At 68.4% G+C, this 25,793-nt stretch carries 23 protein-coding genes, 1 tRNA gene and 1 pseudogene; 9 read left to right on the top strand and 16 right to left on the bottom strand.

Features of this window, described 5'->3' with window-relative positions:
• Positions 1-19: 19 nt before the first annotated feature.
• A complete protein-coding gene (locus EAD96_RS15200; protein ID WP_121684734.1) occupies positions 20-1,549 on the top strand; it encodes a glycoside hydrolase family 43 protein in 1,530 nt (509 codons plus the stop codon).
• Positions 1,550-1,566: 17 nt separating this feature from the next.
• Here the strand turns inward: EAD96_RS15200 and EAD96_RS15195 are convergent, their stop codons facing one another.
• From EAD96_RS15195 to EAD96_RS15170, 6 genes are all read right to left on the bottom strand, one after another.
• Positions 1,567-2,436 carry a carbohydrate ABC transporter permease gene (locus EAD96_RS15195; protein WP_121684733.1) on the bottom strand — a complete coding sequence of 290 codons (870 nt, stop codon included), beginning with the start codon at positions 2,434-2,436 and terminating at the stop codon, positions 1,567-1,569.
• The gene (locus tag EAD96_RS15190; protein ID WP_121684774.1) at positions 2,433-3,386 is read right to left on the bottom strand and encodes a carbohydrate ABC transporter permease; all 954 of its coding nucleotides are present in this window, start codon (positions 3,384-3,386) and stop codon (positions 2,433-2,435) included. The genes EAD96_RS15195 and EAD96_RS15190 overlap by 4 nt, the downstream gene beginning before the upstream one ends.
• 71 nt (positions 3,387-3,457) lie before the next feature.
• Complete coding sequence (locus EAD96_RS15185; protein WP_120570425.1) at positions 3,458-4,717, bottom strand: ABC transporter substrate-binding protein; 1,260 nt, start codon at positions 4,715-4,717, stop codon at positions 3,458-3,460.
• 464 nt (positions 4,718-5,181) lie between these two features.
• On the bottom strand, positions 5,182-5,541 hold the full coding sequence (locus EAD96_RS15180) for a hypothetical protein (RefSeq protein ID WP_147457885.1): 360 nt from the start codon (positions 5,539-5,541) through the stop codon (positions 5,182-5,184).
• A 429-nt stretch (positions 5,542-5,970) separates the two neighbouring features.
• On the bottom strand, positions 5,971-7,296 hold the full coding sequence (locus tag EAD96_RS15175) for a polysaccharide pyruvyl transferase family protein (RefSeq protein WP_121684731.1): 1,326 nt from the start codon (positions 7,294-7,296) through the stop codon (positions 5,971-5,973).
• Positions 7,297-7,620: 324 nt separating this feature from the next.
• The gene (locus EAD96_RS15170) at positions 7,621-7,917 is read right to left on the bottom strand and encodes a hypothetical protein (protein WP_147457884.1); all 297 of its coding nucleotides are present in this window, start codon (positions 7,915-7,917) and stop codon (positions 7,621-7,623) included.
• Positions 7,918-9,321: 1,404 nt separating this feature from the next.
• On the opposite strand from EAD96_RS15170, the gene EAD96_RS31790 reads away from it, so the two are divergent.
• The gene (locus tag EAD96_RS31790; RefSeq protein ID WP_255498986.1) at positions 9,322-9,450 is read left to right on the top strand and encodes a hypothetical protein; all 129 of its coding nucleotides are present in this window, start codon (positions 9,322-9,324) and stop codon (positions 9,448-9,450) included.
• A gap of 124 nt (positions 9,451-9,574) precedes the next feature.
• Here EAD96_RS31790 and EAD96_RS15165 read toward each other — a convergent pair whose 3' ends face one another.
• Both EAD96_RS15165 and EAD96_RS15160 read right to left on the bottom strand, forming a co-directional pair.
• Positions 9,575-10,141, bottom strand: coding sequence for a hypothetical protein (locus tag EAD96_RS15165; protein WP_147457883.1), 567 nt, complete (start codon positions 10,139-10,141; stop codon positions 9,575-9,577).
• 111 nt (positions 10,142-10,252) lie between these two features.
• The gene (locus EAD96_RS15160) at positions 10,253-10,711 is read right to left on the bottom strand and encodes a hypothetical protein (protein ID WP_121684728.1); all 459 of its coding nucleotides are present in this window, start codon (positions 10,709-10,711) and stop codon (positions 10,253-10,255) included.
• Between the two features lie 149 nt (positions 10,712-10,860).
• Here EAD96_RS15160 and EAD96_RS15155 point away from each other — a divergent pair, with 149 nt between their 5' ends.
• From EAD96_RS15155 to EAD96_RS15140, 4 genes are all read left to right on the top strand, one after another.
• Positions 10,861-11,976, top strand: coding sequence for an acyltransferase (locus tag EAD96_RS15155; RefSeq protein WP_121684773.1), 1,116 nt, complete (start codon positions 10,861-10,863; stop codon positions 11,974-11,976).
• Between the two features lie 35 nt (positions 11,977-12,011).
• Positions 12,012-12,581, top strand: coding sequence for an RNA polymerase sigma factor (locus EAD96_RS15150; RefSeq protein WP_233585788.1), 570 nt, complete (start codon positions 12,012-12,014; stop codon positions 12,579-12,581).
• Complete coding sequence (locus tag EAD96_RS30860) at positions 12,578-13,360, top strand: hypothetical protein (RefSeq protein WP_147457882.1); 783 nt, start codon at positions 12,578-12,580, stop codon at positions 13,358-13,360. Before EAD96_RS15150 ends, EAD96_RS30860 begins: the two co-directional genes overlap by 4 nt.
• 347 nt (positions 13,361-13,707) lie before the next feature.
• Positions 13,708-14,517 (top strand): DUF5984 family protein, encoded by an 810-nt coding sequence (locus EAD96_RS15140; protein WP_121684725.1) that lies wholly within the window; start codon positions 13,708-13,710, stop codon positions 14,515-14,517.
• Between the two features lie 288 nt (positions 14,518-14,805).
• On the opposite strand, the gene EAD96_RS15135 is transcribed toward EAD96_RS15140, so the two are convergent.
• Positions 14,806-15,516 carry a siderophore-interacting protein gene (locus EAD96_RS15135; protein ID WP_121684772.1) on the bottom strand — a complete coding sequence of 237 codons (711 nt, stop codon included), beginning with the start codon at positions 15,514-15,516 and terminating at the stop codon, positions 14,806-14,808.
• Positions 15,517-15,758: 242 nt separating this feature from the next.
• On the opposite strand from EAD96_RS15135, the gene EAD96_RS15130 reads away from it, so the two are divergent.
• Positions 15,759-16,316, top strand: coding sequence for a GNAT family N-acetyltransferase (locus tag EAD96_RS15130; RefSeq protein ID WP_121684724.1), 558 nt, complete (start codon positions 15,759-15,761; stop codon positions 16,314-16,316).
• 169 nt (positions 16,317-16,485) lie between these two features.
• Here EAD96_RS15130 and EAD96_RS15125 read toward each other — a convergent pair whose 3' ends face one another.
• The 6 genes and pseudogenes from EAD96_RS15125 to EAD96_RS15100 all read right to left on the bottom strand — a co-directional run bounded on the left by EAD96_RS15125 (position 16,486) and on the right by EAD96_RS15100 (position 23,529).
• On the bottom strand, positions 16,486-17,715 hold the full coding sequence (locus EAD96_RS15125) for a serine protease (protein WP_121684723.1): 1,230 nt from the start codon (positions 17,713-17,715) through the stop codon (positions 16,486-16,488).
• Positions 17,716-18,156: 441 nt separating this feature from the next.
• A complete protein-coding gene (locus tag EAD96_RS31550) occupies positions 18,157-18,654 on the bottom strand; it encodes an HAD domain-containing protein (RefSeq protein WP_233585798.1) in 498 nt (165 codons plus the stop codon).
• 359 nt (positions 18,655-19,013) lie between these two features.
• A complete protein-coding gene (locus EAD96_RS15115; RefSeq protein WP_121684721.1) occupies positions 19,014-20,387 on the bottom strand; it encodes a DUF4303 domain-containing protein in 1,374 nt (457 codons plus the stop codon).
• A 296-nt stretch (positions 20,388-20,683) separates the two neighbouring features.
• A complete protein-coding gene (locus EAD96_RS15110; protein ID WP_121684720.1) occupies positions 20,684-21,721 on the bottom strand; it encodes a DUF808 domain-containing protein in 1,038 nt (345 codons plus the stop codon).
• Between the two features lie 207 nt (positions 21,722-21,928).
• Positions 21,929-22,139, bottom strand: a pseudogene (locus EAD96_RS31545) (transposase); the annotation flags it as partial.
• A 331-nt stretch (positions 22,140-22,470) separates the two neighbouring features.
• Positions 22,471-23,529 carry a Glu/Leu/Phe/Val dehydrogenase dimerization domain-containing protein gene (locus EAD96_RS15100; protein WP_121684718.1) on the bottom strand — a complete coding sequence of 353 codons (1,059 nt, stop codon included), beginning with the start codon at positions 23,527-23,529 and terminating at the stop codon, positions 22,471-22,473.
• A 108-nt stretch (positions 23,530-23,637) separates the two neighbouring features.
• Here EAD96_RS15100 and EAD96_RS15095 point away from each other — a divergent pair, with 108 nt between their 5' ends.
• Positions 23,638-24,096 (top strand): Lrp/AsnC family transcriptional regulator, encoded by a 459-nt coding sequence (locus EAD96_RS15095; RefSeq protein ID WP_121684717.1) that lies wholly within the window; start codon positions 23,638-23,640, stop codon positions 24,094-24,096.
• Between the two features lie 322 nt (positions 24,097-24,418).
• Here the strand turns inward: EAD96_RS15095 and EAD96_RS31005 are convergent.
• Positions 24,419-24,509 (bottom strand) — tRNA-Pro (locus tag EAD96_RS31005).
• A 295-nt stretch (positions 24,510-24,804) separates the two neighbouring features.
• Between EAD96_RS31005 and EAD96_RS15090 the strand changes: the two genes are divergently transcribed.
• Positions 24,805-25,647, top strand: coding sequence for an aldo/keto reductase (locus EAD96_RS15090; protein WP_121684716.1), 843 nt, complete (start codon positions 24,805-24,807; stop codon positions 25,645-25,647).
• Positions 25,648-25,793 lie beyond the last annotated feature (146 nt).

Here is a 25,793-nt window from a genome sequence, read left to right as displayed (position 1 = left end):
CGTACGAGAAGGAGCGGATATGGAACCGAAGCCCGCCGACGGTGGCTACCGCAACCCGATCCTTCCGGGCTTCTGGCCCGATCCGAGCATCTGCCGCGCCGGCGACGACTACTACCTCGTGTGTTCGAGCTTCGAGTACACGCCCGGCGTTCCGATCTTCCACAGTCGCGACCTGTTCAGCTGGCGCCAGATCGGCAACGTGCTCGACCGCCCCGGTCAACTCCGGTTGCCCGCCGGCACGCTCGCCTCGCGGGGCATCTACGCGCCGACGATCCGCTACCACGACGGCCGGTTCTGGGTCGTCACGACGAACGTCACGCTCGACCGGCACCTGATCGTCACGGCGACCGATCCCGCCGGCCCGTGGTCGGATCCGGTCTGTCTGGACCTGCCGCACGTGGACCCGTCGCTGGCGTGGGACGACGACGGCAACTGCTGGATGACGGTGTCCGGGGTCGAGTCGTACCGGATCGACCCGCGTACGGGAGAGGTCTTCGAAGGCCCGGTGCCGATGTGGTCGGGAACGGGTGGCCAGTACCCCGAGGCGCCGCATCTGTACCGGGTGGGCGACTGGTGGTACCTGCTCGTCTCGGAGGGTGGTACCCACACCGGCCATGCGGTGAGCGTCGCCCGCGCGCGCTCGCCGCGCGGGCCGTTCCAGCCCGGACCGGCCAACCCGATCCTGACGCATCGCGGTACCGACCGGCCGGTGCAGGCGACCGGGCACGCCGACATGGTCGAGGCCGCCGACGGCAGCTGGTGGATGGTCCTGCTGGGCATCCGGCCGAGGGGCCAGTGGCCGCCGTACCACGTCCTGGGGCGGGAGACGTTCCTGGTCCCGGTGCGCTGGGTCGACGGGTGGCCGGTGGTCGATCCCGTCTCGTGCGCGACCGGCCCGGCAGAGACGGGCCGGTGGGACGACCGGGACGACTTCGACGACGACCGGCTGGGGCCACAGTGGATCTCTCCCCGTGAGCGGCCCGCAGCCGCCTGGTCGCTGACCGACCGGCCCGGCTGGCTGACGCTGCACGCGACCGGCGACAGCCTCGACCGCAGTGGCGCCACCGTCGTCGGCCGCCGCCAGCAGCACCACGACTGCCGGGTCAGCGCCCGCGTCGATCCCGGCTCCGGCCGCGCCGGCCTGACGATCAGGATCGACGAGGCCCACCACTACGACCTGGAACTCGCGCGGGGGCGGGCTCGGGTCGTCGGCCGGGTGGGGCCGTTCCGCCAGGTGTTCGGGGAATGTCCCGTGCCGGCGGGGGCGGTGACCGTGGCCTTGAGCACCCGGACCGCCGACGTGCTGCCACCGACCGTCACCTCGTCCGACGATCTCGCGCAGGCGGGCCTCGTGGGCGTCACGGCTGCCGGCAGCGACACGATCCGGTTCGAGGTCGAGACCGGCGACGGCTGGTCGTCCCTGGCCGAACTCGACGGACGCTACCTGTCCACCGAGGTCGCCTCCGGGTTCACCGGCCGGGTCATCGGCATGTACGTCACCGAGGGAACCGCCGCATTCGACTGGTTCGACTACCGGCCGGCCGGATGACAGACCGGCACGGGACCTCACCCCTTGAACGCGCCTTCCATGATTCCCTGCACCAGACGGCGTCCGACGAAGACGAACAACACCAGCAGCGGAATGGTGGCCAGGAAGGAGCCGGACATCGCCAGGCCCAGATCGATGTCCCGGTTCTGCTGCAGCGCCTTGATGGCGATCTGGACGGTGTAGTTCTCCGGCGACTTCAGGACGATGAACGGCCACAGGAAGTCGTTCCACGCGTAGACGAACGTGAACAGCCCCAGCACGTACGCCGCCGGGCGGACCAGCGGGAAGGCTACCCGCCAGAAGATCTGCCAGGTGGTCGCGCCGTCCACCCGCGCCGCCTGCATCAGCTCGTCGTCGATGGTGCTGCCGATGTGCTGGCGCATCCAGAAGATGCCGAACGCGCTCACCAGCCCGGGAACGATCACCGCCTGGAGGCTGTCCACCCAGTCCAGCTGCGAGATGATCAGGTACTGCGGCACCACTGCCAGCTGCGCCGGCACCGTCATGGTCAGCACGACGATGAGGAACAGCGTGTTGCGGCCCGGGAAGGACAGCTTGGCGAACGCGAAGCCGGCCAACGCGCAGAGCACCGCCTGGCCCACGGCGATCGTGCCGGCGACGATGAGGCTGTTCAGCAGGGACTGCACGAACGGCACGATGGTGAAGACCAGCTCCGCCAGGTGCAGGAAGTTGCCTCCGGGCGTGAGGGTCGGGGGGAGGGTCGTCGCGGTGGCGGAGTCGGTCGTCGCCACCACGAACATCCAGTAGAGCGGGAAGACGCTGACGAGCGCCATGAGGGTGAGCAGCGCGTACACCGGGATCGGGACGCGGTTGGCCTGGCGCCGCCGGGCCCGCCTGGGCGCGGCGGTCGGGGGTACGGGCTTCATGGGCGCTCCGAACGGATTCGGGTGGTCAGCAGATAGTTGAGTGCGGAGAAGGCCACCACGATGACGAAGAGCGCGACGCCGACCGCCGCGCCGTAGCCGAAGTGGAACTGCCCGAAGGACTGCTCGTAGAGGTAGAGGGTGACGGTCTGGCACTGCCGTGCCGCCCCGCATGTGAGGCCGCCCACCGGGTTGACCAGCAGCGGCTCGGTGAAGACCTGCAACCCGCCGATGGTCGACGTCACGACGGTGAACGCGATGATCGGCCGCAGCGACGGGATGCTGATGTGCAGGAACTGTCTCCAGCCGCTCGCACCGTCGGCGGCGGCGGCCTCGTACAGTTCCCGGGGAACCGCCTGGAGCGCGGCGAGGTACAGCAGTGTGTTGTATCCGGTCCAGCGCCAGGCGATCATCGTGGCGATCATGACGTGGCTGCCCCACAGCGACGCCGTGAAGTCGATGTGGTCGAAGCCCAGCAGCCCGAGAAACCAGTTGATCATGCCGTAGTCCCGGTCGAACATCTGGGCGAAGACGATGGTCGTGGCCGCCACCGAGGTGACGTAGGGAACGAGCACCGACATCCGGAACAACGCGGCCAGCCGCAGCCGCGCGTGGTTGAGCAGGTGGGCCAGGCCCAGCGCCAGGAGCAACTGCGGCACTGTCGACAGCACCCAGATGCTGAACGTGTTCCGCAGCGCCCCCCAGAAGCGCGGGTCGTCCAGGAGTTCGGAGAAGTTGTCCAGCCCCACGAAACGGTGCTCGCCGATGGGATCCCAGTCGAACAGCGAGATGTAGAAGGTGAACAGCAGCGGGAAGAGGCCGAAGATCAGGAAGAGCACGAAGAACGGCGAGATGTACGCGTACGGCGCCAGGAACTCCCGTACGCCCTGCTGGATCCGCCGGTTGCGAGCGGGCCTGCGGACGTTCGGTGGGACCGGGGCCGGGCCGAGCATGGTGGTCAAAGCGTCACCTTCCCGATGGGCGGCGGCCGGGCAGGACCCGGCCGCCGCGCATCAGCCCTCCGTCATTCCCGTACGGCGTTCTTGACGTTTGTCAGCGCGGTGTTCCAGGCGTTGGCCGGGGCCACCTTGCCCTGCTCGACGCTGGTGAGCGTGTTCAGGAACTCGGTGCCGATGGGGCCGTCCTGCGGGCCGAAGTAGAAGGGCTTGATCCCCAGCACCGACTGGGTGTAGATCTTGCCGATCGGTGCGTTGCTGAAGAACGGGTCGGTCTTCCCGACCAGCTGCGGGTCGGTGTAGACCGACGGCGTGGTGGGCAGCGACCCCTGCATCAGGAAGTGGTCCAGCTGGCCCTTCGGCGACTGCATCTCGGAGATGTAGTTCCACGCCGCCTTCGCGTTCTTGGCGCGCTTGGGGATGGCGAGGAAGCTGCCGCCCCAGTTCCCCGAGCCACCGGGAATGGTGGCGATGTCCCACTTACCGTTCGTCTCGGGGGCGTTCGTCTTCATCTGGCTGAGCATCCAGGACGGTGAGCACACCACCGCGTAGTCGCCCTTCTTCATGGCCGCGGTCCAGCCGGACGAGAACGACCCCTGCTTGGCGGAGATGCCCGCGTCGAAGGCCTTCAGCGTCACGTCGAACGCCGCCTTGACCTGCTCGTTGTCGTAGTCGAGCTGGCGGTCGGCGCTGTAGTAGCGCTGGCTGCCCTGGTTGACCGCCTGGAAGAAGACGCTGGTCGGCGTGTTGTCCACGAACGGCTTCCCGGTCTTCTGGACGTACTGCTTACCGACGTTGATGAACTCGTCCCACGTCGGCCAGAGCTTGGAGACCTCGTCCCGGTCGGTGGGCAGGCCGGCCGCCTTGAACAGATCCGTACGGTAGGCCACCGCCAAGCCGCCGACGTCGGTCGGCACGCCGATGATCTTGCCGTCCTTGGTCGTCGACTGCGCCATCACCCAGTCGAGGTAGTTGCCCTTGATGTCGTTCGCGCCCAGCGTGGTGAGGTCGACGAAGTTGTCCGGGGACTGCATGAACTTCGGCAGGTCGTCGGCCTGGATGAGCACCAGGTCGGGCACCTTGCCGCCGGCCAGCGCGGCGGTGAGCGCCTGCGCGGTCTCGGTCGTGCTGCCCACCTCGGTGAGCTTGACGCGCACATCGGGGTGCGCCTTGGTGTAGACGTCGACGTCGGCCTTCTGGTTGATGTTGGCGAACGACCAGAACTCGAAGGTCTTCGAGTCGGACTTGCCGTCTGATCCCCCACAGCCGGCCAGGAGGAGCGCGGCGGCGGCGATGACTGCTGTGGCGGTGGTCCGGACGCGTTTCAACGGCCCTCCAGCGGTGTGATCGTGAGCAGCGGTGGTGGGGGTGGCGGGTTCCCCCCGGCGCGGACGCGCAGGGGGAATCCGGCGAGTGGCCTCACCGACCGGTCAGTCGTTGTCCCGCCGACGGTGAGCTCGTCGCCTCCGAAACTTATCGAGATATTTACATGCCATGATTTTGTGCGCTGAGGCTACTAACTGCCCCGTCATCCGTCAATGACCTCGCTGCCAGCAGGAGCACCGGAAGGCGGGGTGGATTTCCGACCGGACGAGTACCGAAAGTTTCGGAGCGGGTGGCGCGACCCTCTCGGAAGGAGGCCACCCTCGACCCTCTCGCACGAGCTTGGAGCCGACGAGCCCCTGCCACCGATGACGACGATCTTCACGATCGAGCCCCTGCCTGTCCGCATCCCCTCGATATCGACGTGGCAGGGTGGTCCCACCCCAGGAGCTCCGGCAGAATCGGGCCACTAAAATCCGCGCATGCAGCATTGCCGACTTTCCTCCACCAAACGCACAGCGATCGGGGCGCTACTGCTGGTCTTGGCCGTGGCCGCCTGCGACTCCAAAGCGGAATCGTCCTCCGACACCACGTGGTCGAGCCAAGACACCGCCGCTACCGCGACCGCCTCCCGCGCTCCTTCCTCCCCAAGTCCCCGTGACGCCGGACCTTCCGCATCCTCCTCCCCCATCGCGAACGATTCACCGGAGACCAAAGCGGCAAGGGAGACCAAAGCGGCAAAGAGGACGGAGGCGCCGAGCGGGGGCGGCACCACGTACGCGGCGTGTGCCGACGGCGACTGCAAAGTGTCCTTCTCCCGTTCGGTCAAGTTCCCGCTCGGCAAGTGGACGGTGTCGTCCTCCGTGGAGGATGGCGGTGCCCGGGTACGACTGACCGACGCCAATGGCAGGGGCGCCGGTGGCGGCTTCATGGCAGGGCCCGGGTGCAGTGTGGCGATTCACGCCGACGGCGGCGGGCGAGTCGGATGCGACCAACCCGGAGCCGAGCCCGGACCGGGAGGGTGGGTAGTGCACCTGCTGGCACTGGACGGGGACACCGCGGTCATCCGAGCGATCCTGGGCTGACTGCCTTCTGCGTGAAGGAACTGCCGGCCGCCGACGAACTGCGGGAGCAGCGCGTCAGGCCGGTTGACCGATCCGCCGGGCCGGACGGCGGGTGATCGACGCCCCGGCCACCGGGCCGGGTACCGTCGCGGCGCCGGCGCCGGCTACTCCGCTGCGGAGCAGGCGTACGCCGGTCAGCGCGACAGCATCCGGCGGACCCGGCCGCCCACCGCCTGCTTGACCTGCTCGCGCAGTGGCTGCGCGCGGTGTGCCTTGAGTTTCTGCTGCAGCGTCCGGTTCTCGTCCCGCAGCCACTGCATGCGCGCCAGCAGTTCGTCGGTGGTGTAGGCGGAGGCCGGCCGGACCGCCTGCGGGTAGACGGTCTGGCGGACCTGCTCGTCGAAGCGGGTGGCGCTGTCCCCGTCGGCGAACGAAAGGCCCAGGTCGTGCTTGGCGAGGAACGCGGTGATCCGCGCGAAGCGCTCCTTGTGGCCCTCGTTCAGGGCCGTGTAGTCGGCTTCCTCGTAGAGTTGGGCGGCGTCGACGTCGGCCGGTACGTCGCGCATCAACCGGTACGGGATGTCGAAGTAGCGGGCCAGTTCCAGGGTGCGCGAGTCGTGTGGGAGGAGATACCCGGGAGTGCCGGAGATCAGCGCCGTGATGGTGCCGTGGATCCGGGTGCCGAAGGCGAAGTCGAATCCGGCGAGATACTCCATCCAGGGCCACGGGTCCACGAACATCCGCACCTTGTCCTCGACGAAGAGCGGGTGCGAGGTGTGGATCGGCATGTCGTCGGTCTTGCCGCGCAAATTCGGTGCGTCGCCGTAGAGCAGGGTGCCGAGGGTGTACAGGCCCTGCGCCAGGTAGCGCAGGTTCGGGTAGCGCTGGTGGTGGTGGCGGACGATCGGGGCCAACGCGCGGACGTATGGCGAGATGACGAACGCGAGCCGATCCTCGGCACCCAGGGTCGCCTTCGCCTTCTCGACCCGGAAGCTGTCGCCGTGCAGGAACATCGACGGACAGCCGATCTGCTCGACGGCGGAGAAACCCAGCGTACGCAGGTAGGTCTCGCTGATCTCGCCGCGTACGCCGATGCTGTGCGACCGGTCCAGCACCGCCCGGCAGAACGCCTTCACCGGCTCGTCGATCGGGCGCAGGTACTCCAGGTCGCCGTCCACGTCGGTCTGCGCCCCGACCCCGAGCACCACCACCGGGATCTTGAGGCGCTCGATCAGCCGGGTCATCGACACCAGCCGGTTCGCATAGTCGTGGCGAAACGCGTTTGCCAGCGGGATCACGAAGACGTCGTACTTCTCGTTGATCTCGTCGGCATCGCGCGGGTCCGCCCGGAACCGCGACGGGGTGATCTCCGCCGCCGAGGTGGCCAGAAGCTTGTGCGCGGCGTGGCTGAAGACCAGGTTGCCGCTGTTCTTGCCGATCCAGTCCCGCTCGTAGGTCTCCTCGGCGGTGACGACGTCGAACGGGCCCTTGCGGGCTCGCAGCAGGATCCGCTGGTGCATCCGGGGTGTCCACCCTTCATCCCGGACGCCACGGCGCCCGGCGAGGCCGAATCGGCGCGACCGGCCGAACACGGCCCCGTTCCGTGCAGAAGCCGAAATCCTACCGTCTCCCCGTCGGTCCGGATCTCACTGCCGTGCTGAGCGCGTCCCAGCGGTCGGCGGAGCGTCTGGGCGAGCGAGCCGTGGCGTTCGATCTTGACGTCGACCGTCACCGACACCGACAACATCACCGAGCCGGTGCAAGCCCCAGACGTGTCCGGCGTCCCCGAACGGCTCGGCAGCGACCCGAGGCGATGCCATCCCTGAGCCTCGCTTCGACCCTCGCTACGGGCCCGTCTGACTTGTCGCCGTTGCGACCCAGAGCACGAACACGATCGTCACGACCACCCCGGCGACTGCGACCAGCCCGGTCGCCAGGGCGGCACGAGGCGAGTTGCGCCGGCGCAGTTCGAAGGCCGTGGTGAGGGTGAACAGCAACGCGAGCATCTCGAACGCGGCGAGCCAGAGGAGTCCGACGAAGCTCAGCAGGCCCTCGACCATGTCGCGGCCGAGAAAGACAATCCGGCCGCCGTACGCCGCGCCGCACCAACACAACGTCGCCAGGCCCGCCAACACGTACACCACTCGATAGGAAACGGGGGCAGCGCGGCCGCCACCCGGCATCGGATGGGGTGTCCCGGCGGAATCGCGGGGCGGGATCCATGGCCGAGGCGTACGAGAGGGGGGCATGAACGGACGCTAGCTACGTAGGTGCGCCACGGGAATCGGTCGATAGGACCCGCTGCGACCGCGTGCGGGACTCGAACTTGCGACCGAGGGATCATGAGATCAGGACGGGCGACTCGGCGAGCTGCCTGGACGGGCTTCCGACAGCGGAAACGCCTCTCGGCATCTCACCGCTCCCCCGTCGTCCGTCGGCCTCTTGCGGACCAGATGCGAATTGCTCGCCTGGGCCCGGGTGGGCCCTACGCATACCCTCGACAGTGTGGAACCAGATCCTCAGGACACGCAGCCATCTGCGTCTCGCTGGAGCGTTCGTCGCCGGTGCCCGGAATGCCGTGGGGCTGCGCGGCTTCCAGGCATGGTGAAGACCAGCGGCATGGGTAAGGGAATGGGAAGCGTTTTCGGGCCCTGCCCCACCTGCGATGGTGTTGGCTACCTGGTCGAGGACGACCTGGCGGACTGACAGCTTGGGGCTCGTCGTGCCATCGAAACCCCGCCTGGTCACCTTCGACTCCAAGCACGAACTCGGGGACCTGGCGGCCGTCGGGACAGGTGATCGTGACTGCGGCGCGGATCGCCTCGTACGCCTAGTCGATCGGCTCCGGATCGCCGGAGTCAACCGCACGGTTCCGTTCATCAAAGAGCGGTCGCAACTGCTCGAACGCTGGCTGAGGCCTGAACCTGCCCCGGCGCCAGGGCATTCGTGCTCCTCGACCTCGCCGAGTGGTTCACCGCCGGCACCGTAGACCCGCCAGACTTCGTCGGAGTCGCCACCTGCTGCCACAGGGAGGACCCTGACCGGGGCAGGGTGCCTTGGGATTAGAAGAAGGTCGCGGATGACTGGTCAAGCCGTCACGCGCCTGTTCAGCCCGTCCGTGGTTGTCGGGCATCGTCGGCCACTGCCGCTGTCCTCGGCGCAACGAAGACTGTAGCGGCACCAGCAGGCCGCCCCTGTGGTTCAAGCCTCCATCGCGGCCGTTCTCTTCTATCCGCTGTGCCTGCTCGTTTTTGTACGGGGTGATCAGTCTCGCTGTGCAATCGACTTCTGTGCGACGCTTGATCGGGCAGCATCCCCGGCGCCTACAGCTCGCTCTGCTCGTCGCGTTAGGGCTCGCGACCGGCTTCGCAGCGACGGGGGTCCAGGTGGAAAGCGCCCTACCGGACGAACGACCTGGTCCCCGTCCGGGGAGGGCGGTAGCCCTTGTGGCGCGCGGCGCGGTGATCTTCGGCGGCATCTCTGAGGGTCGGGGTTCGGGGCCCAGGCCGAGGTCTTAGGTCAACTCGCTCCGGCATACTCCGGGCATGAACCAGGACGACCCGCTGAGCGATCGGCTGCAAGTGGGTGCGCATATCGCCGTGCTCATGGCAGTGCTCCTGGTGCCGCTAATGTGCTGTGGCGGGTTGTTCGCGAACTGGTTGTGGAACAACTGACCGCCCTTGGCCGACTGGCGCGGCCCGCTCTACGGGCCGCGTTGATCTGATAGACACGGGATCGAGCCGTGCCCCCTGTGCGGCGTTGGGATGCGACCATGCTGCGCCCCCTCAGCGTCCACGGTCAGTCCTCCTCGCCGCTTGGGCCGAAAGCCTCCGCGATCATCTCCCCGTACTCGATGTCGGTTGCGCCGCGCCACTCGCCGGTCGTCGGGTCCTGTACCAGCCATGGCTGGTACAGCGTGCCCTCGACCCACTTCGAGAACCAGTCAACGATCGTCATGTGCTGCGGGAATGCGCAAGACACGCCGTCCGGGGCCGGGTTCGGGTCGTAGCCCCAAATCTGGCCGTCAGCGAGGTTGAGTTCACTGCTGATGCCGCAGCCCCAGTCGCACAAAATGAGGACGCCGCCCTTGAGTCCGGTCAGCGCGTCCAGGCCGCCAGTTCGATGTCCGTCCCTGAGGCCGAGAAGACCGTAACCGGGGCCGAAGCCGCCGTTACCGACCTCCAGATAGAGCCGGCGCAGCAGCGACGGCAGTGATCGTCCGGCCAGTTGCTCGGCCTGCGCGACTGCGGCAGGCGGCGCGGGTCGGAGCGGCCCTACCCGGCCGGCTGGCACCTCGTCGATGTACCCGCCGGCGGCGATACGTCGGACCACCGCATCGAACACGCGGTCCTCTCTTGTCGACATGGCCCGCAGCGTAGCCGCACGGTGTGCCATTCATCCGTCGGCTCGTCGGCAGGGCTCAAGCACCACACCGAAGGCGGCAGATCCCGCAGATCCGGACGCCCCAGACGATCGTCACCCGAATTGGAAGCCGAACGGCATGAGGAACGGAAAGTAGGCAGTCCAGATCGCTGTCGGCTGGCCGTTGCGCATCGGCAGATCGAGTAGATTCTGAGTAGTGAAAATGACTGTCGCAGCCGTCGACAGCGCGAGTACACCCGCAACGGCAGCCAGCCCGATCACGGCGCGGCGGTGTGCCAGACGCAGGACAGTTCGGGCAAGCAACCACCCTGAGGCCGCCCCGAGTAACCAGCCAGCAACGGTAAGGATCTTCACGGGTACGGGCGTGAAGCGCCACACCCATACCTCGATCGAGTCGCCGCGTGGCTCGGTGCAGGGGCCGCTCGGGCTGAACTCCCATTCCATGACCAGGTCACCGGTCCGTCCGCGTTGCCGGCGGTAGAACGCCTCGAACGCGCTCCGGTCGCCGCCTGCGGTCAGGGCCAGGAGTTCGGCGTCGTCCTGGGCGCTCATGCCTCTCTGTCGCAGCGGGACCGCGTTCTGGTTCGCGACACTGGTCAGGCTTCGTCAGAGGATGGTGACGGTGATCACCTGTAGCACTCGGCGCGGTGCTGCACATGTCTGTCCTGGATGCAGTCGTGTATCCAGGACAGGAGCAGAGCATGACGACCGCGTTGCTCGACCGCGCGCCGACGCCGCCGCCCGTCAGCAGCCCTCCCGGGCGGGCGCCACGGTTGTACGCGCTGGACGGGTTGCGGCTGATCTGTGCTCTTGCGGTGGCCGGATACCACTTCGGCGACTCGTGGAGGTTGGACGGGGTGCGCCCGCCGGCATACTTCCTGCCGGACGCGGCACCGGTGCTGATCTATGGCTTCCTCGGAGTCGAGACGTTCTTTCTGATCAGCGGATTCGTGATCCTCATGAGCGGCTGGGGGCGCACCGTTCGCGAGTTCGCTGTCTCCCGCGCCGCACGACTCTATCCGGCGTTCTGGGCATGCGTGCTGACGACGACAGCCGTAACGGCAGTGTTGCCGATCAGCGGCGGGCTGCCCTTCCCACCTCCGCCGGACGGGTGGGACGTGCTGGTCAACCTGACCATGTTGGCGGAGCCCCTCAACACGCCGCTTGTCGACACCGTGTACTGGACGCTCTGGATCGAGCTCCGGTTCTATCTGATCGCGGCGTGCATTCTTGCGGCCAAGCTGACCGACCGGGGAGCAAAAATATTCGCTGCCGTGTGGCTGGCCGTCGCCGTGGTCATGCCCGTTTTCCGGGGTGCCGCCCTGGACGAGGCCGTGATGTCCGATTTCGCGCCGTACTTCATCGCCGGGATTACCCTGTTCCTGCTTCGCCGCAACCGATCCGATCGATGGCTGTGGGTGCTGTTGCTCGCCACGTGGCTGGTCAGCCTGCAGCGCGTGCACGAGCGGACCCTGGAGTTGAAGCCCGGCTTCGAGGTGCCCGTCTGGCCGGCACCGGTACTGCTCACCGGGGTGTACCTTCTGATGCTCATCATCGCGCTCGGCTACACCGACCGGGTAAAGATGCTCTGGCTGGCCACCGCGGGTGCACTCAGTTACCCCTTCTACCTTTTGCACCCGCGCATCGGATACAGCGTGATCCGCAACGTGTACGAGGAAACCATGCTCCCCGCGTCGATACTGATCGGCGGCACCGTGCTCGGGCTGCTGGCGGCAGCCTGGCTTGTCCATCGCTTCGTCGAGCGCCCACTCGCACCCTTGGTTCGCGGCTTGGTATTGGACCGGCGACGACAATGACCACCAGACGAAACGCGCCGAACACGAGGAAGAGTGTGGATCCGACGACCGCGGATGCCGAATCCGCCTTCCGCGAGCTGTTCGAGGCCGCGTATGACGATCTGCTGCTCTTCGTCGAACGCCGTGCACACCTTGCCGTCGCCGAAGACGTGGTCGCCGAGACGTTCTTGATAGCGTGGCGCCGCTTGGACGAAGTACCGAAACCACCCGGCGAGGCCCGCGCCTGGCTGTTCACCGTCGCCCGCAATGTTCTGCACAATCGGCAGCGCAGCGACCAGCGGCAGCGGAGCCTCGCGCTTCGCGTCCTACGGGAACCCGATGCTCCGAGCAGCGCCGAGGCCGACCTCGCGGCTACCCGCATCGACCTGATGAATGCTTGGCAGCGCCTGTCATCCGCCGATCAGGAAGTACTGACGCTGACCGCGATCGAAGACCTCACCGGGCCCCAGGCAGCACAAGTCCTGGGCATCTCCCGGCCCGCGTTCAGTCTGCGCCTGCTGCGTGCCCGCCGCCGCCTACGTCAGCATCTTGGTCAGCGGCCGAACAGCGAACCCACAAGCATCCCCGCACCGGCCGGCCCTTCACGACGCGGAGGCTCCGCATGACCCACGACGATGTCCTGGACCAGACAATCCGCGCTGCCGCGGTCCCGGTGCCCGCACGCGTCGGGCAGGAACCCGCGCGAGAATTGCTCGAGCGGATCGTCGCCACTGATCGGCGACCACGCCCGGCACCAGCGCGCACACCGCACCGTCGGCCTCGCCTGGCGATCGCCGGCGCGGCCGGAGCGCTCGCCGCCGCTGTCGCCTTCACCCTGACACTTGTCAACGCTGGTCCCGCGTTTGCGTCGTGGACGCCCGAGCCGAGTCCGATCTCGGATGCCGAGGCACGCGACCTCGCCGCCAAATGCCTGCCTGCCCAGGACGCGAGCGTCGCAAGGGTGGTCATCGGTGAAAAACGCGGCGAGTACGCATACGTGAACGCCGTGTCGCCGGCTGGAAGCCAGACGTGCTTCCGCGACCGCAACGGAGACGTGACGAACACCAGCATCCTTACCGTGTTGACCAGCACCGAGCGGCTCGGCGCCGGGGGTGTCGAGCTGTACTCGTGGGGTCAACTCCGCACCGACGAAGGCTACGTCCGGATCATGGCGGGACACGTCGGCTCACAGGTGACGAGTGTGGAGATCAACTTGCGGACCAAGGATGGCCATTCGTCACGGACGGCGCGGGCAACCGTTCGCGACGGTTACTTCGGCGCCTGGTACCCCGAGGGCCTCGACGAGTCGAGCAGCAACACCACCACACTGACCGTCCGCCTCGCAGACGGCAGCGCGGTGAACCTGTCCGCCCGCGAACTGTACGAACAACCGAAGCTGGACTGAGAGGGTGGTTCGGCGGGCCCCGCCCGCCGGGAGGCCGGCTGGCGGCATGCCCTCGCACCGTCGCCGGTCAGCGGCCCTGCAGGCGCTGGACGTTGTCGCCGAAGGTCCCAGCCAAGGAGGTGCGGTGACCTCGACGATGCCGATCCGCCTGCCCGGCCGACGTACCGCTCCTCTGCCTCGAAACCCAGCTCTGTCGAAATCCCCGCCGGAGGTATCGGTTCCGGCCCGCGGCGAGTCTGCAACTATCGGCTGGCGCGCCGGCCGATGCCGACGCTTGCGCCGCCAGCAGGCCGAGCCGCCTTGGTAAAGAGAGCAAGCGATTCGGCAGTCAACGGGATACTGCCTCAATGATCAGGTTCCGGTTCGAGCTGTACCCACTGGACGAGATATCGCCGTGGGGCAGTGACCAGCCGAAGCTCCACTGGTTCGGGCTCACCGAGGGCTGGTACTGGCTCGAAGCAGGCGGGCAGGAGCTGCTGCGCCGCAGCCGGGAAGCTCACCCGCATCCCTACATCGACTACTACCTGGCCCGGCTCTGGGAAGACGTCATTGTCCTTACACCCGAGGTGCTGGAGCCGGTGCCCGACGACCTGCAGCCATTCATTGCCTCCCACCCCGGGCAGTGGGCGTGTGACCCGCTCGAGTTCGTGGCCGAACCGGGTGAGGAACGGACCGACGACGGGAACGCGGACGCGCCCGACCATCCAGTCGTCACGGCCGCGATCTGGCACGGCGAGCACCATCTGGACTTCGGTTACCTGCGCAATCCTCCCAAGCTCCGGTTCTGGCGTACCATCCGCGGCGATCACGACGAGGTCACCGTTGATTGGCGGCATGAGGACGACGGCGAGATCGGTTTCACCGCCGACCCCTCAGTCCGGATCAGCGTCCCGACCACCGCATACGTTGAGGCCGTGCACACCCTCAACCGCGAGCTGCTGAACACCATGGGGCAGCGGGTCGAGGAGCTGGAGCGCCGCGGCGGGATACCTGGCGTGGACCTTGACCTCGTCCATCTGAGGCGGGAACACGAGAACCGACGGCAGTGGCTTGCCAAGAACCTCGACCGCTCCCCGAGGACCGACTGGTACGTCGTCCGCGAAGGTGCCCGCCTGCTGCTCGGTGACTTTCAACGGGGCGATGCCCCGACGGGCTAGCCGTCCTGCGAGCACCTGACCGGGACAGCATCCGCTTATCGGCCATGACAGGACGTTGCGTGGGCGGCCATCCTGTCGCCCCTAGCTTGCTGGATTCGGTCGCACATCAGCTCCACTGCGGCACGGACCGCCATCTCGGCGGTACGGAGGCGTTCCGGCTCCGCATCTCTGATCTCCGCGGTCATCCGAACCTCGCCGGCGATCACGTTCGGCACATCCCGACCGTGATGAAGCCGATGCCGAGATACTGCGTGACGTAGAGCGCGGTGAGCGTCCCGAGGCGGCCCATCAGGCGGCACGCCAGTACGCGAGCGCAGTGAGCTGGTGCTTGCCGACACCGAGCGTGCGCCGTAGGTGCCGGGTGATGCCGCGAGTGCTGGCCGCCTCACAGGCCACCCAGTAGTGCGCGGTCCCGACGGCGGGCAGCGCTGTGCAGACGGTGTCGACCAGGTGCCGGCCGTCGTCGCGGCGGCGCACCCACGTCACGTCGTGGTGGGCGCGGGCGCGCAGGGTCAGCGCCTTCTCGCCCTCGTGGGCGTACTCGAGCCAGACCGTCGCCGGGATGTCCGCGCCGGCGTCGAGGAGGCTGTTGACCGCCGGCAGCGAGGCCGCGTCGCCGACCAGGTAGAGGTGTTCGGGCACCGGGTCGGGCAGCGCGAACGCACTGCCCTGCACGGTCGCGTCGATGGTGTCGCCCACCCGCGCGGTGGTCGCCCAGCGGGCGGCGCAGCCCTCATGCACGGCGAACTCGAGTGTGAATCGCCCGGTGGCCGGGTCAGGATCGACGAGCGTGTAGGCCCGTTGGTGGGCCCGTCCGTCGTTGTCGAACCAGAGCCGGATCCACATCGTCGGGTGCGTGCCGCAGGCCGCCAGCAGCCCGCCGTCATCAAGGAGCAGGCGCTGGTAGTGCCCATCGACCGACTCGGTGCCCAGCACGGTGAGCCGGAAGTCCCGGCCCCCCATGGCCTTGAGCACCAGGCCCTCCCAGTTCCGTTTCACGAGCCCCTCCATGTAAGGTCCACCTTAGTTAGGTGAGGGTACCCTAAGTTGACCATTTGAGGGAACTGCCACTCCAGGGTGGCGGGTGATCCTCGCCGATACGGCTGCGAGGGCTGAACACCAGCAGCGTCCAGGGCGTCTCCGGCGCCTGCTGGCGCCCAGCAGTGTCTGGCCGACTGGGCCGTCGGCGACCTGATCCCGCTCTGCCCACCCTCGCCCGAACCCCGAAGGAGGACACGATCGTGATCTACCAGGAACAGATTCCCGACCTCGGCGACCTGACGCTGGAGCCGGTGCGCCCCGACCAGCACGCCGTACTGCTGCACGGCTGGGTCACCCTGCCCCGCAACGCGTTCTGGGGAATGGGTGGACACAACCTCGACGACGTGCGCGAGATCTACACCTTCCTCGACGGGCTGGACACCCATCACGCGTACCTGGTCCTGCTCGACGGCGAACCGGTCGGGCTGTTCCAGACCTACCAGCCCGAGGCGGACCCGGTCGGTGAACGCTACCCGGTCCAGCCCGGCGACGTCGGGATGCACCTGCTCCTCAACCCGCCGCGGCGCTACGCCCGCGGCCTCACCACCGCCGTAGGCCCGGCCCTGGCCCGCTTCCTCCTGCGAGATCCCGCCGCGCAGCGCATCGTGGTCGAGCCGGACGTGCGCAACGAGGCCGCGCTGCGACGGCTACGAACCGAGGGCTTCACATTCGCCTCCGAGATCGACATGCCGGACAAGCGGGCACAGCTGGCGTTCCTGACCCGCCAGCGGTTCGAGGCGAACCACCAGCGGGCCTGATCCAGGCGCCCCGAGCGGCTCACCTGCACCACGGCGGGATGTCTGGCAGCCGGGGAGCCCACACCGCCGCGCCCGACGACCGGTCGGGCCCGGACAGCCAGCCGCCCTCGCGCGACGCGCCGGTGGCCCGCCCGCAGGGTACGGTCGGCGAGCCACCGGTAAGCGCCCGTCAGCCGTTGTCGATCAGGCCGGCGATCTCGTTGTAGATCAGGTGTGCCTTCGCCCCCTGGTTGGACGGGCACCCACCGAGGTGGTGCAGGGCGATGACGCGGTGGTTGGCGTCGAGTACCGGGGAGCCCGAGTTGCCGCCCGAGGTATCGCAGCTGTAACTGATGTTCCAGGCGTTGTAGTTCGCGTTGCGCACCGTGCAGACGCCGCCGTTCTGCGTGTCCTCGTAGATCGACAGCCGCTTCGGGCTGCCATCACCGTGCCCGGGCACGTACATCCGCGTACCGGTGCTGGTCGCGGTCGTCCTCAGGTAGAGCGTGCCGAACCCCTGGATCGCGGCGAAATTGTTCACCGAGTAGAGCGCGTAGTCCAATTCACCCGAGCCACCGCTGCTCACCCGGTAGAGGGTCGCACCGCTCACCTTCGTGCCCGGGCCGGGGTTGCTGCCACCACAGGTGGCGCACTGGTAGTCGAACTGCGCCTCGCTGGCGCTGACCGCGGACTGGGTCGAGAAGCAGTGCTTGTTGGTCAGCATCCGGTTGGTGTTCCCGACTCGCCAGGTGGTGCACAGTCCGCCGCCACCGATGAGCAACCGTGCCACCGCCCGCCCACGGGCGTACTCGGTGGGGTGGGTGCTCTGGTAGCAGACCACGTCCCGGCGGGCGTCGGTGCTACAGACCGACGTGGTCGAGAAGTTGTGCTGGGCGATCTCGGCCTGGTCGTACCCTCGCCAGAACCGGTCGATGTCGACGACCGCGCGAGCGGGCCGCGCGCTGTGCAGCGTCACCACGGCGGTGTCCCCTGTCACGGACATCGCCCAGAAGCCCGGCCCGCCGTCGGTGGTGTAGTCCGAGCCGGTCGCCCGGTCGAGGCTCCGGTCGTACCGGTAGGTCTCCCGGCCATCCGGGCTGGACACCGTGACATAGTCCCCATCGTTCAGCCGCAGGGCGCTGAAGTGGACCTTGACGTACGTGGCGCCGGGATGCCGGATGAGCTGACGCGCACCCGCCCGGTCGGCGGTGCGGGTGGTGTCGAGTGTGCGCAGTTCACCCACAGTGGTGACGCCTTCGGCGGAGAACTGTGCCGCCTCCGGCGCCCGGACCGACGCCGGAGCCACCGGCCGGGTCGGATCCGCCCCGGAGGCGGACGCCGGCAGCATGCTCACCCCGAGCGCCCACACGCCGAGCACCACCGCCGCGTATCGCGGACCGCGCCGCAACATGTCTCTCATCCGCACTCCTTTCCGAGGAACGGCGAACGCCGTCCCGATGGGCTCCCTCGCACGAACCTTTATAGAAGGATATCGATTGAGGGCGAGATGCGGTACCGACGGCCGGCCCGGCATCGACCCCGGAGCGCCGCACGGGTCCGTCCGGATGCCGACCGGAACCCGCGGACAACACGCCCGGCAGCGCACCCGCAACCCGTACGTGCTCCGCGGCCTCATCTACTCCGCGGCCCGCAACCGCCGCATGCAGGGCCAGCACAACCACGGCGACGCCTACTACCGCTGCCGCTTCCGCAGGAGTACGCCCTCACCAACAGGTTCCCGACCTGTCAAGCCAGCGCCGAGCAACGCGCCTCAACTGATTCCGGTCGCACGCATCTGCCGCCGATCGTTACTCAGCGACCGACTGGAGCCTGGGGTTGCTGGCACACCCCCTAGAGCGTCCTAGGACGTGGTCTCCTCGTACATGCATGCGGGGCCGTCTTTCATCAGCCATCCTGCGATGGTGTTGTAGTCCGCATCGGTGAGGCCATGGCGTGGGTTGACACGATGCAGGAGCGCGGGAGAGCTGTGGTTCGCGGCCACCCAGGACCGGTCGGCGTCGGTGATCTCGTCGTCGACCCAGACGAACCGGCGTCCCGCGGCCCATTCGACGAGGTGGCGAGTCTTCCAGTGCAGCCGACCGTCGTCGTCATCTTCGTCCGGCCAGTCGACGATGGGCAGCTGAGGCAGGCCGAGCCGCGGCGCGAGTACCTCGTTCGCTTCGGCCATCCAGGTCGTGGCCCAGACCAGGTCGCACGGCAACGCGGCCAGGCGACGGCCGTGTTCAGGGCTGAGTCCGGCCAGCAACGGGTTGGGTTCGTCGTCCATCTGCCACGCGCCGCCGGCGAACGGCAGGAGTGTTCCGTCCACGTCCAGGAACAACAGCGGACGCGTACCGATCCCGTGTGCGGCGAGGCGGCGTACGCTCGCCTCACCGAAGTCCTCATCCGGCCAGATCTGGTCCGCGGCCCAGTCCAGCCACTGGTGCGGCGGCTCGTCGGCCTGGAAGTACGCGATTCGCGCCGCCTGGTCCATGGGGGCGGACTCCCACCAGTGCCACCAGAGCATCAGGTGCCATTCGCCGTCGCCCATGCGCCAGCCGATGCTGTACCTCTCGATCTCCGGGTGCGCTCGCCATGGCGGTAGGACCCGGCTGTGAGTGTCAAGCTGTTCGCGCACCGCGGCGTCGAGAAGCCTGCGGGTCCGTTCGTCCACCAATTAACGCTCCTTCGAGGTCCGGCAGCTCAACCCCTACGCGGTCACGCGGGTCGCCCGTTCTGTTCCCGTAGCCAGTAGGCGGCGGTTTCGCGGACGTCTTCGTTTGGGTCGTTGAGCGCCTCGCTGATCACGTTCGCGTGCCGGTAGGACTCCTTGCGCCAGCCACGCAGGGAGAGGATCGCCAGCCGTCGCACGGTGGCGTCCGGGTCCTGGCTGACCGTCTGTCCGAGTAGCGGAAGGACCCGCCTCGCGACGGCGGCACCGAGACGCCGTTCGCCGAGCACGCACACCGCGTGCCGGCGGATGACGACGTGCGGCGAGGCCAGTCCGCGGATCGCTTCGTCGGCCTCGTCGACGGTGATGTCGCAGTACCCCCGCCTTGGCTTGAGCTCCTCGGCCAGCGCCGGCACATACGCCGGCCGGCGCTCGATGACGTCCTGCAAGGGCCGGTAGTCCAACCGCCGTGCGATGACCGCCTGGTTGCGGAAGCTGGTGTACGGGGCGGCGACGGCGGTGATCACAACCTCCTGCGGAAGACGGTGGATCTGGTCGAGCACGAGATCGAGGCGGCCCAGCCGCGCCAGCGCACGGCCCGCCCACGACTGGTCCGGTCCTTCCCGCTCGGTCAGCGCCTCGTGCAGTGCCCGCAGGACGCCGTCGTCGGGTTGGCCGATGTCGGCCAGCAGCTTGGCGGCCCGCCACGCCCGGTCCTTGGCAGAGAGCAGGGGGATCAAGGCGGGAAACGCGGCCGGCCCGAAATCACGCAGCGCCACTTGGGCGTCCTCGCCGCTGATCGGGCCGTCAAACGCGTCCAGCCGGGCGACGTAGTACGCGGCGCGTTCGGCCTCCGGTAGTGCGGCGACCCGGGCCATCACGACCGCCCGCTGGTCGTACTCAGGGATGTGCCGGCTCACCTCACGTTCGGTGAGGACGCGTTTGATCAGCGTCTCGTGGTACTCGTCGTCGAGCAGCAGCACCACGAAGTCCCGGTCGGTGAAGCCGCTGGTGCGAAGTGCGACCCTGGCTCGCTTACACACGCGCACGAGCATCGACAGGTACCGGCGGAACGTCGCCTCCCACTGCCGGGGCGTCCCTCGGCAGGCCTCCGCGGTCAGCTGCCGTGCCCAATCCCGGGTCAGGTCCTCGGCGAGCCACTCGTCGTCGTAGTGGTCCCAGTCGGCGGCGTTCCACCGCACATCCGTCTGCTCCTCGGCGGGAAGCCGCGCCAACGCTTCGACACTGTTCATCGCGAGGCTGGGCAGGCTGATCTGGCCATCGGTCTCGCGGTGGATCCGGTCCAACGCCGCGGCGTAGAACCGCTCGTCAGGATGTTCGGCGATGGTCGACCGGACGGCTTGCACCAGGCCGTCTACCAGCACGCGCTCGAAGCTCGCCCAGTCCAAGCCCACCGCCACCCCGCTATCCTGCCCGACACGGCCGCTCCCCTCCCCGATGGCTGCCCCGCCAATCCCGTCCGGCCCGAGAACCGCCCGGGCCGAACCCGATATTGCTGGTCTTGGTGGCTGCGGGGACGCGGACGAGGGCGCGGCCTTTGTGTCGGTAGGTCGCGATGGCGACGGCGACACCAATACCGCGCCAAAACGGCCCACTACCAGCGAAGACTCCGACTCCGCCAGGTGCGGCTGGAGTACTGAGCGCGGTTCAGCACCAGAACGCCTGACCCCGTGGTCGAGTGGCGATGATTTTGCGGTCAACCGCGCGGCGCTCGGTCCGCAGGAGCGTCGCGACGCTGAGCTGCACGGCTCGGCGGAGCGGGGATGATGCCGTCAGTACGAGTCGTGGCCGCCGCAGTCGCAGCCGCAGGCTTGGACTTGCGGCGGTGGAGCGTGAGAGTCATGACCAGCACGACCAGCGCTCCGACGATCAGCCCGAGGATCGCGCTGGCCACCGTGTTGACGAGCCAGCCGACGAGCCCGCCGAGAACACCCGTGGCGTCGTGGGCGGCGACCTCCACGTGGTGCACGGCCTCGTACAGGAAGTGCAGGTTCAGCTCGTTCGTGCCCAGCAGCAGGATGTGCCCGCCCACCCACAGCATCGCCGCGGTGCCGACTACCGTCAGCACGGTGAGGACTACCGGCATCGCCCTCACCAGACCGCGGCCGAACGTGGCGACGGCGCCGGAACGTTGCGACAGGCGCAGCCCGGCGTCGTCCATCTTCACGATCAGGGCCACCACGCCGTACACCAGGACGGTTATGACGACGGCGACGACAGCCAGGATCGCCAGGCGGGACCAGAACGCCTCATCGATCACCTCGTTGAGGGTGATGACCATGATCTCCGCCGAGAGGATCAGGTCGGTTCGTACCGCCCCGGAGACCAGTGTCGTCTCGTCCTGCAACTTCTCCTCGCCCGCGCCGTGGGCATCGTGATGGGCGATCTTGGCCCACACCTTTTCCGCGCCTTCGTAACAGAGGTAGGCGCCGCCGAGCATGAGGATCGGAGTGAGCAGCCAGGGCACGAACTGACTGAGCAGCAGCACCGCCGGCAGGATGATGAAGAACTTGTTGCGCAGCGACCCCAGGGCAATGCGCTTGATGATCGGCAACTCACGCTCGGCCGCCAGGCCCCGCACGTACTGCGGCGTGACGGCAGCATCGTCGACGACGACGCCCGCAGCCTTGGCGCCGGCCTTCGCGGCGGCCGCCCCGATGTCATCGATCGACGCGGCAGCGGCTCGGGCCAGCACCGCCACGTCATCCAGCAGGGCTACGAGTCCACCGGCCAAGGGAGGGGTCCTTCCAGGGTTGCGCGGAGTTCGAACCGGCCCATTCTCGCTCAGGTCCCCGTGCGCGGCACGCCACCGCCCGGTCGTATATCGGGTGAGAGCTCGCGGTGAGCGGCTATCGCGCTCAGCCGACGCCCCGCCACCACCGCGCCCGGGTCATCACCTGGTGCCAGCTCAGGCCGAACCCGTCCGCCGCAGTCACCGTCAGCCAAGGTCGGCGTAGATGCGTTTCGGTCGCTGTCTGGGTCGGCCGCGGATGCCTCTGATCGGCGGGATCTTGTCGACCAGGGGCAGTAGTGGGCAACGTCGTGGAGGTTGCCGCCGGGCAGGGACGCGGCGGGTGGGATGCCGCCCCGTCGGTGATGACGTGGTGTTTCGAGCCTGGCTTGCGGCGGGCGACCGGGCTCGGGCCTGTTTTGGCCGCCCTCGGCAGACAGCGACCGAAGCGACAATCCAACTGCTGAGCAGCCTCGCGGCCTGGCGACACGGCTCCTTGAACGTGATGCGCGCGCTAGCTCGGCAAGAACGAGCTCCCAGCTCCATCTCCGCCTCTAGCTGGTGGAGCGCTCGCTCTGCACTGCCCTCATCTGCCGCCGTCGCGTGTTGGTAGCGCCTGGCATTGTGCGCTGTCATGCCGAGAACGGTGCACCTGATCATGACGGGAAGGGCCTTCGGCCGGGTATCGGTGGTGCGGCTGCGTCGAGAACGGTGGCGGTTGGCCGTTGTCTTGCGGTCGGGTGGCGGCAGTGTCAGCGGCGGCCGTGTTCGATGCGGTGGCGGGCGCGGGAGCGGGCGGCGGCGGCCGGGGTCGAGCCGGTGGCGCGGGCTGTGCGCAGGATGTCGGCGAGGGTGTCGGCGATGCCGTGGACCCGGGCGGTGGCCTGGGCGGAGGTTTCCTGGTGCAGTTCGACGGCAGTGGCGTGGATGATGCCGCCTGCGCTGACGATGATGTCCGGTGCCCAGAGGATGTCGTGCTGGTGCAGCAAGTCGGCGGTGGCCGGGATGTCGAGTTGGTTGTTGGCCGGGCCGGCGATCGCGGCGCAGCGCAGTGTCGGCACTGTGTACGGGGTGAGCAGACCGCCGAGGGCGGCGGGGACGAGGACGTCCACCTCGGCGGTCAGGCAGTCCTGCGGGCTGGTCCAGGCGGCACCCGCCGTGTCGGCGAGCATTCGTCTACCCTCGTCGATGTCGGCGGCCACCAGGGTCGCGCCGGCGTCGGCGAGCATGCGCAGTACGTGGCCGCCGACGCGGCCGAGGCCGAGCACGGCGAAGCTGCGCGCGGACAGGTCGGCTGACCCGAATCGCTCGGCGCACAGGGCATGCAGCGCGGCGAGGACGCCGACGGCGGTGTGTCCGGAGGAGTCGCCGCTGCCACCGGCGTGCACCGGTTGGCAGAACGCATGCGGGGTCCGCTCGGCGATCGTGACCATGTCGTCCGGTCCGGTTCCCACGTCGGGTCCGGTGGCATAGGCGCCGTCCAGCCCGGCGATCGCGTCGCCCGCGTCATGCAGCACCGCCCGACGGGCGGCCGCGTCGAGTGTCCTGCCCGGGGGCAGGGCGACGACGGTCTTGCCGCCGCCGTTGGGCAGCCCGGCCAGCGCGCATTTGTCCGACATCGCGGCCGACAGCCGCAGCGCGTCGGTGAGCCCGTCACGCCAGTGCGGGTAGTGCACGATCCGGCAGCCGCCGATGGCCTGACCGAGCGCGGTGGAGTGCACCGCGACAACGATCGGCAGGCCGGATCGTACGCCCTGCCTGATGACGACGTGTTCGTGCACGGACTCGGTGTCGAGGTGGGTCGCGACCATGATGGCTCCTGTCGTGCGCTCGCCGGAACGGGATCGACAGTAGGCAGGTGGCCGGCGCCGACCAGCTCAAAGCGAACATCGTTCGGAGAAGATGACAAGATCCCGGTCGTGGACGAACTTGATACGGCGATCATCGAGCACCTGCAGACACATGCGCGGCAGACCAACCGCGAACTGGCCCGCGCGGTCGGCATCGCGCCGTCCACCTGCCTGGAACGCGTGCGCGCACTGCGGGACCGCGGCGTGATCACCGGCTATCACGCCGAGATCAGCCTGGCCGCCCTCAACCGCGGCGTACAAGCATTGCTGCACGTGCAGGTCCGGCCCCTGAGCCGCACCGTCATCGACGGCTTCAAGAAATATGCGATGGAGCTGCCCGAGGTGCTGTCGGTGTACGTCGTGGCCGGCGGCGACGACTTCCTCGTCCACGTCGCCGTCCCCAGCGTCGACAGCCTGCACTCCTTCCTCATGGACAAGTTCAGCGGACGCCGCGAGATCGTCGGGTTCCGCAGCTCCGTCATCTACCAACACGCCCGAAAACAGGTCATCGAACCACTCGACCCATAACGCACGGCCACGGAGTCGGGGACAGTGCGCACATCTACCGCCGACCAGGCGCGGCGCGGTCGCCAGGACCGCTTGATCAGGTGCGCGTTCATGCCGCTGACACTGCGCGGCGATCGCGATGCGGCGGGCGGCTCCGGCCGAGGGGCAGGCCGCGGCGGCAACACCTACGTTCAGCCGGAAGCCGACCACTCGTGGACCGGTCGCGGTAGCCGCCGAGAATGTGGCCACCTGCACCACGCGGGCCCGGTATCCCCATGCGTCTACCGGCGGCAGCGGCATCCCGGGCAGCATCCCGCCCACAATCAGCAGTGGATGGCAGTCGAGGCCGTGGCCGGATCCGAACCGGCGTACGCGGTTTTGCAGACCGCTCCCTGACCTCCCCGGCGGCCCTCGACTGCGTGTACTCCACGTCCTCTACCCCGCCGGCGGCGAGGCATGCGACTCGCTTGCCGGTCAGTCGCTGCCGGCTCTGCGCCATCTTGCGGGCCTCCCTTCGCGGTGCCGCCCGGTCGGCGGCGCATCGCTCGGTCGCGGCCGCCTTCCCGGTGTCGGCACCGTAGAACAGGGCGACGCACGCGTTCGAGGGCAGACAGTCCGGACATGCGCTCGCCGCCGCGCCGAGAATGGTCCTGCCTCGAGAGTGCTTGCTGTCCCAGCGGGAAGGCACTCGACAACCCACTGGTACCCAGGCTCGGGAAAGGTCACGACATGACCCTCGCCGCCGACGCGATCGAACTGCCGTCCGGCCAGACGATGCCCGTGCTCGGCCAGGGCACGTGGTACCTGGGTGAGCGCCCCGCGAGGCGACGGGATGAGCTGGCCGCCCCACGCGCCGGGCTCGACCTGGACATGACCATGATCGACACTGCCGAGATGTACGGTGACGGTGCTTCCGAGGAGCTCGTCGGCGAGGCGATCGTCGGACGACGCGCTGACGTGTTTCTGGTCGACAAGGTGCTGCCATCCAATGCGAGCCGACGAGAAACCGTGCGGGCCTGCCGGCGCAGCCTGCAACGGCTCGGCGTCGACCACATCGACCTCTATCTGCTGCATTGGCGCGGCGCGCATCCGCTCGCCGAGACCATCGAGGCTTTCGGCGAACTCGTCGAGGCCGGTGACATCGGGCAGTGGGGCGTGAGCAACTTCGACCTTTCTGACATGCAGGACCTCCTGGAGGCGGGCGGGGGCGCCTGCGCGACCAACCAGGTTCTGTACAACCTCACCCGCCGCGGTCCGGAATTCGATCTGCTGCCGTGGCTACGCGAGCACCAGATCCCGGTGATGGCGTACTCGCCGATCGAGCAGGGCAGGCTGCTCGGGCACCCCCAGGTCGCGGAGGTCGCCGCACGGCACGAGGCCACCGCTGCTCAGGTCGCGCTGGCCTGGCTGCTGCGGCAGGGGGCGATAGCGGCCATCCCCCGGTCGTCCAACCCCGAACACACACGGGAGAACGCGGAAGCGCGCGACCTGGATCTGGCTGAGGAGGATGTGGCGGCACTCGACGCGGCGTTCCCGCCGCCGGCCGGCCCGCAACCGCTGGAGATGTTGTAGCGTCCGGACGATTCGGCGGTGGAGCGGGGCCACGGCGCAGATCCAGCGCGAGCGCCCATCGTTCCATCGCCGTCGAGAGCTGACGGAACAGCACACATGGAGGGCCTGCTTCTGCTCAGGGACTGGCGGAGGTTCGAGCGCGCGGT

The organism is Micromonospora sp. BL1, from assembly GCF_003667485.1.
Taxonomy (GTDB): domain Bacteria; phylum Actinomycetota; class Actinomycetes; order Mycobacteriales; family Micromonosporaceae; genus Micromonospora; species Micromonospora tulbaghiae.
The sequence above is the reverse complement of the archived record's forward strand: the minus strand, read 5'-3'. Positions and strand labels throughout refer to the sequence as shown.

Bases quoted from the DNA above. Each gene is read 5' to 3' on its own strand.
- EAD96_RS15200 (WP_121684734.1), top strand. From the start codon at position 20: ATGGAACCGAAGCCCGCCGACGGTGGCTACCGCAACCCGATCCTTCCG.
- EAD96_RS15195 (WP_121684733.1), bottom strand. From the start codon at position 2,436: ATGAAGCCCGTACCCCCGACCGCCGCGCCCAGGCGGGCCCGGCGGCGC.
- EAD96_RS15190 (WP_121684774.1), bottom strand. From the start codon at position 3,386: ATGCTCGGCCCGGCCCCGGTCCCACCGAACGTCCGCAGGCCCGCTCGC.
- EAD96_RS15175 (WP_121684731.1), bottom strand. From the start codon at position 7,296: ATGCACCAGCGGATCCTGCTGCGAGCCCGCAAGGGCCCGTTCGACGTC.
- EAD96_RS31790 (WP_255498986.1), top strand. From the start codon at position 9,322: ATGAACCAGGACGACCCGCTGAGCGATCGGCTGCAAGTGGGTGCGCAT.
- EAD96_RS15165 (WP_147457883.1), bottom strand. From the start codon at position 10,141: ATGTCGACAAGAGAGGACCGCGTGTTCGATGCGGTGGTCCGACGTATC.
- EAD96_RS15160 (WP_121684728.1), bottom strand. From the start codon at position 10,711: ATGAGCGCCCAGGACGACGCCGAACTCCTGGCCCTGACCGCAGGCGGC.
- EAD96_RS15155 (WP_121684773.1), top strand. From the start codon at position 10,861: ATGACGACCGCGTTGCTCGACCGCGCGCCGACGCCGCCGCCCGTCAGC.
- EAD96_RS30860 (WP_147457882.1), top strand. From the start codon at position 12,578: ATGACCCACGACGATGTCCTGGACCAGACAATCCGCGCTGCCGCGGTC.
- EAD96_RS15140 (WP_121684725.1), top strand. From the start codon at position 13,708: ATGATCAGGTTCCGGTTCGAGCTGTACCCACTGGACGAGATATCGCCG.
- EAD96_RS15125 (WP_121684723.1), bottom strand. From the start codon at position 17,715: ATGAGAGACATGTTGCGGCGCGGTCCGCGATACGCGGCGGTGGTGCTC.
- EAD96_RS15100 (WP_121684718.1), bottom strand. From the start codon at position 23,529: ATGGTCGCGACCCACCTCGACACCGAGTCCGTGCACGAACACGTCGTC.
- EAD96_RS15090 (WP_121684716.1), top strand. From the start codon at position 24,805: ATGACCCTCGCCGCCGACGCGATCGAACTGCCGTCCGGCCAGACGATG.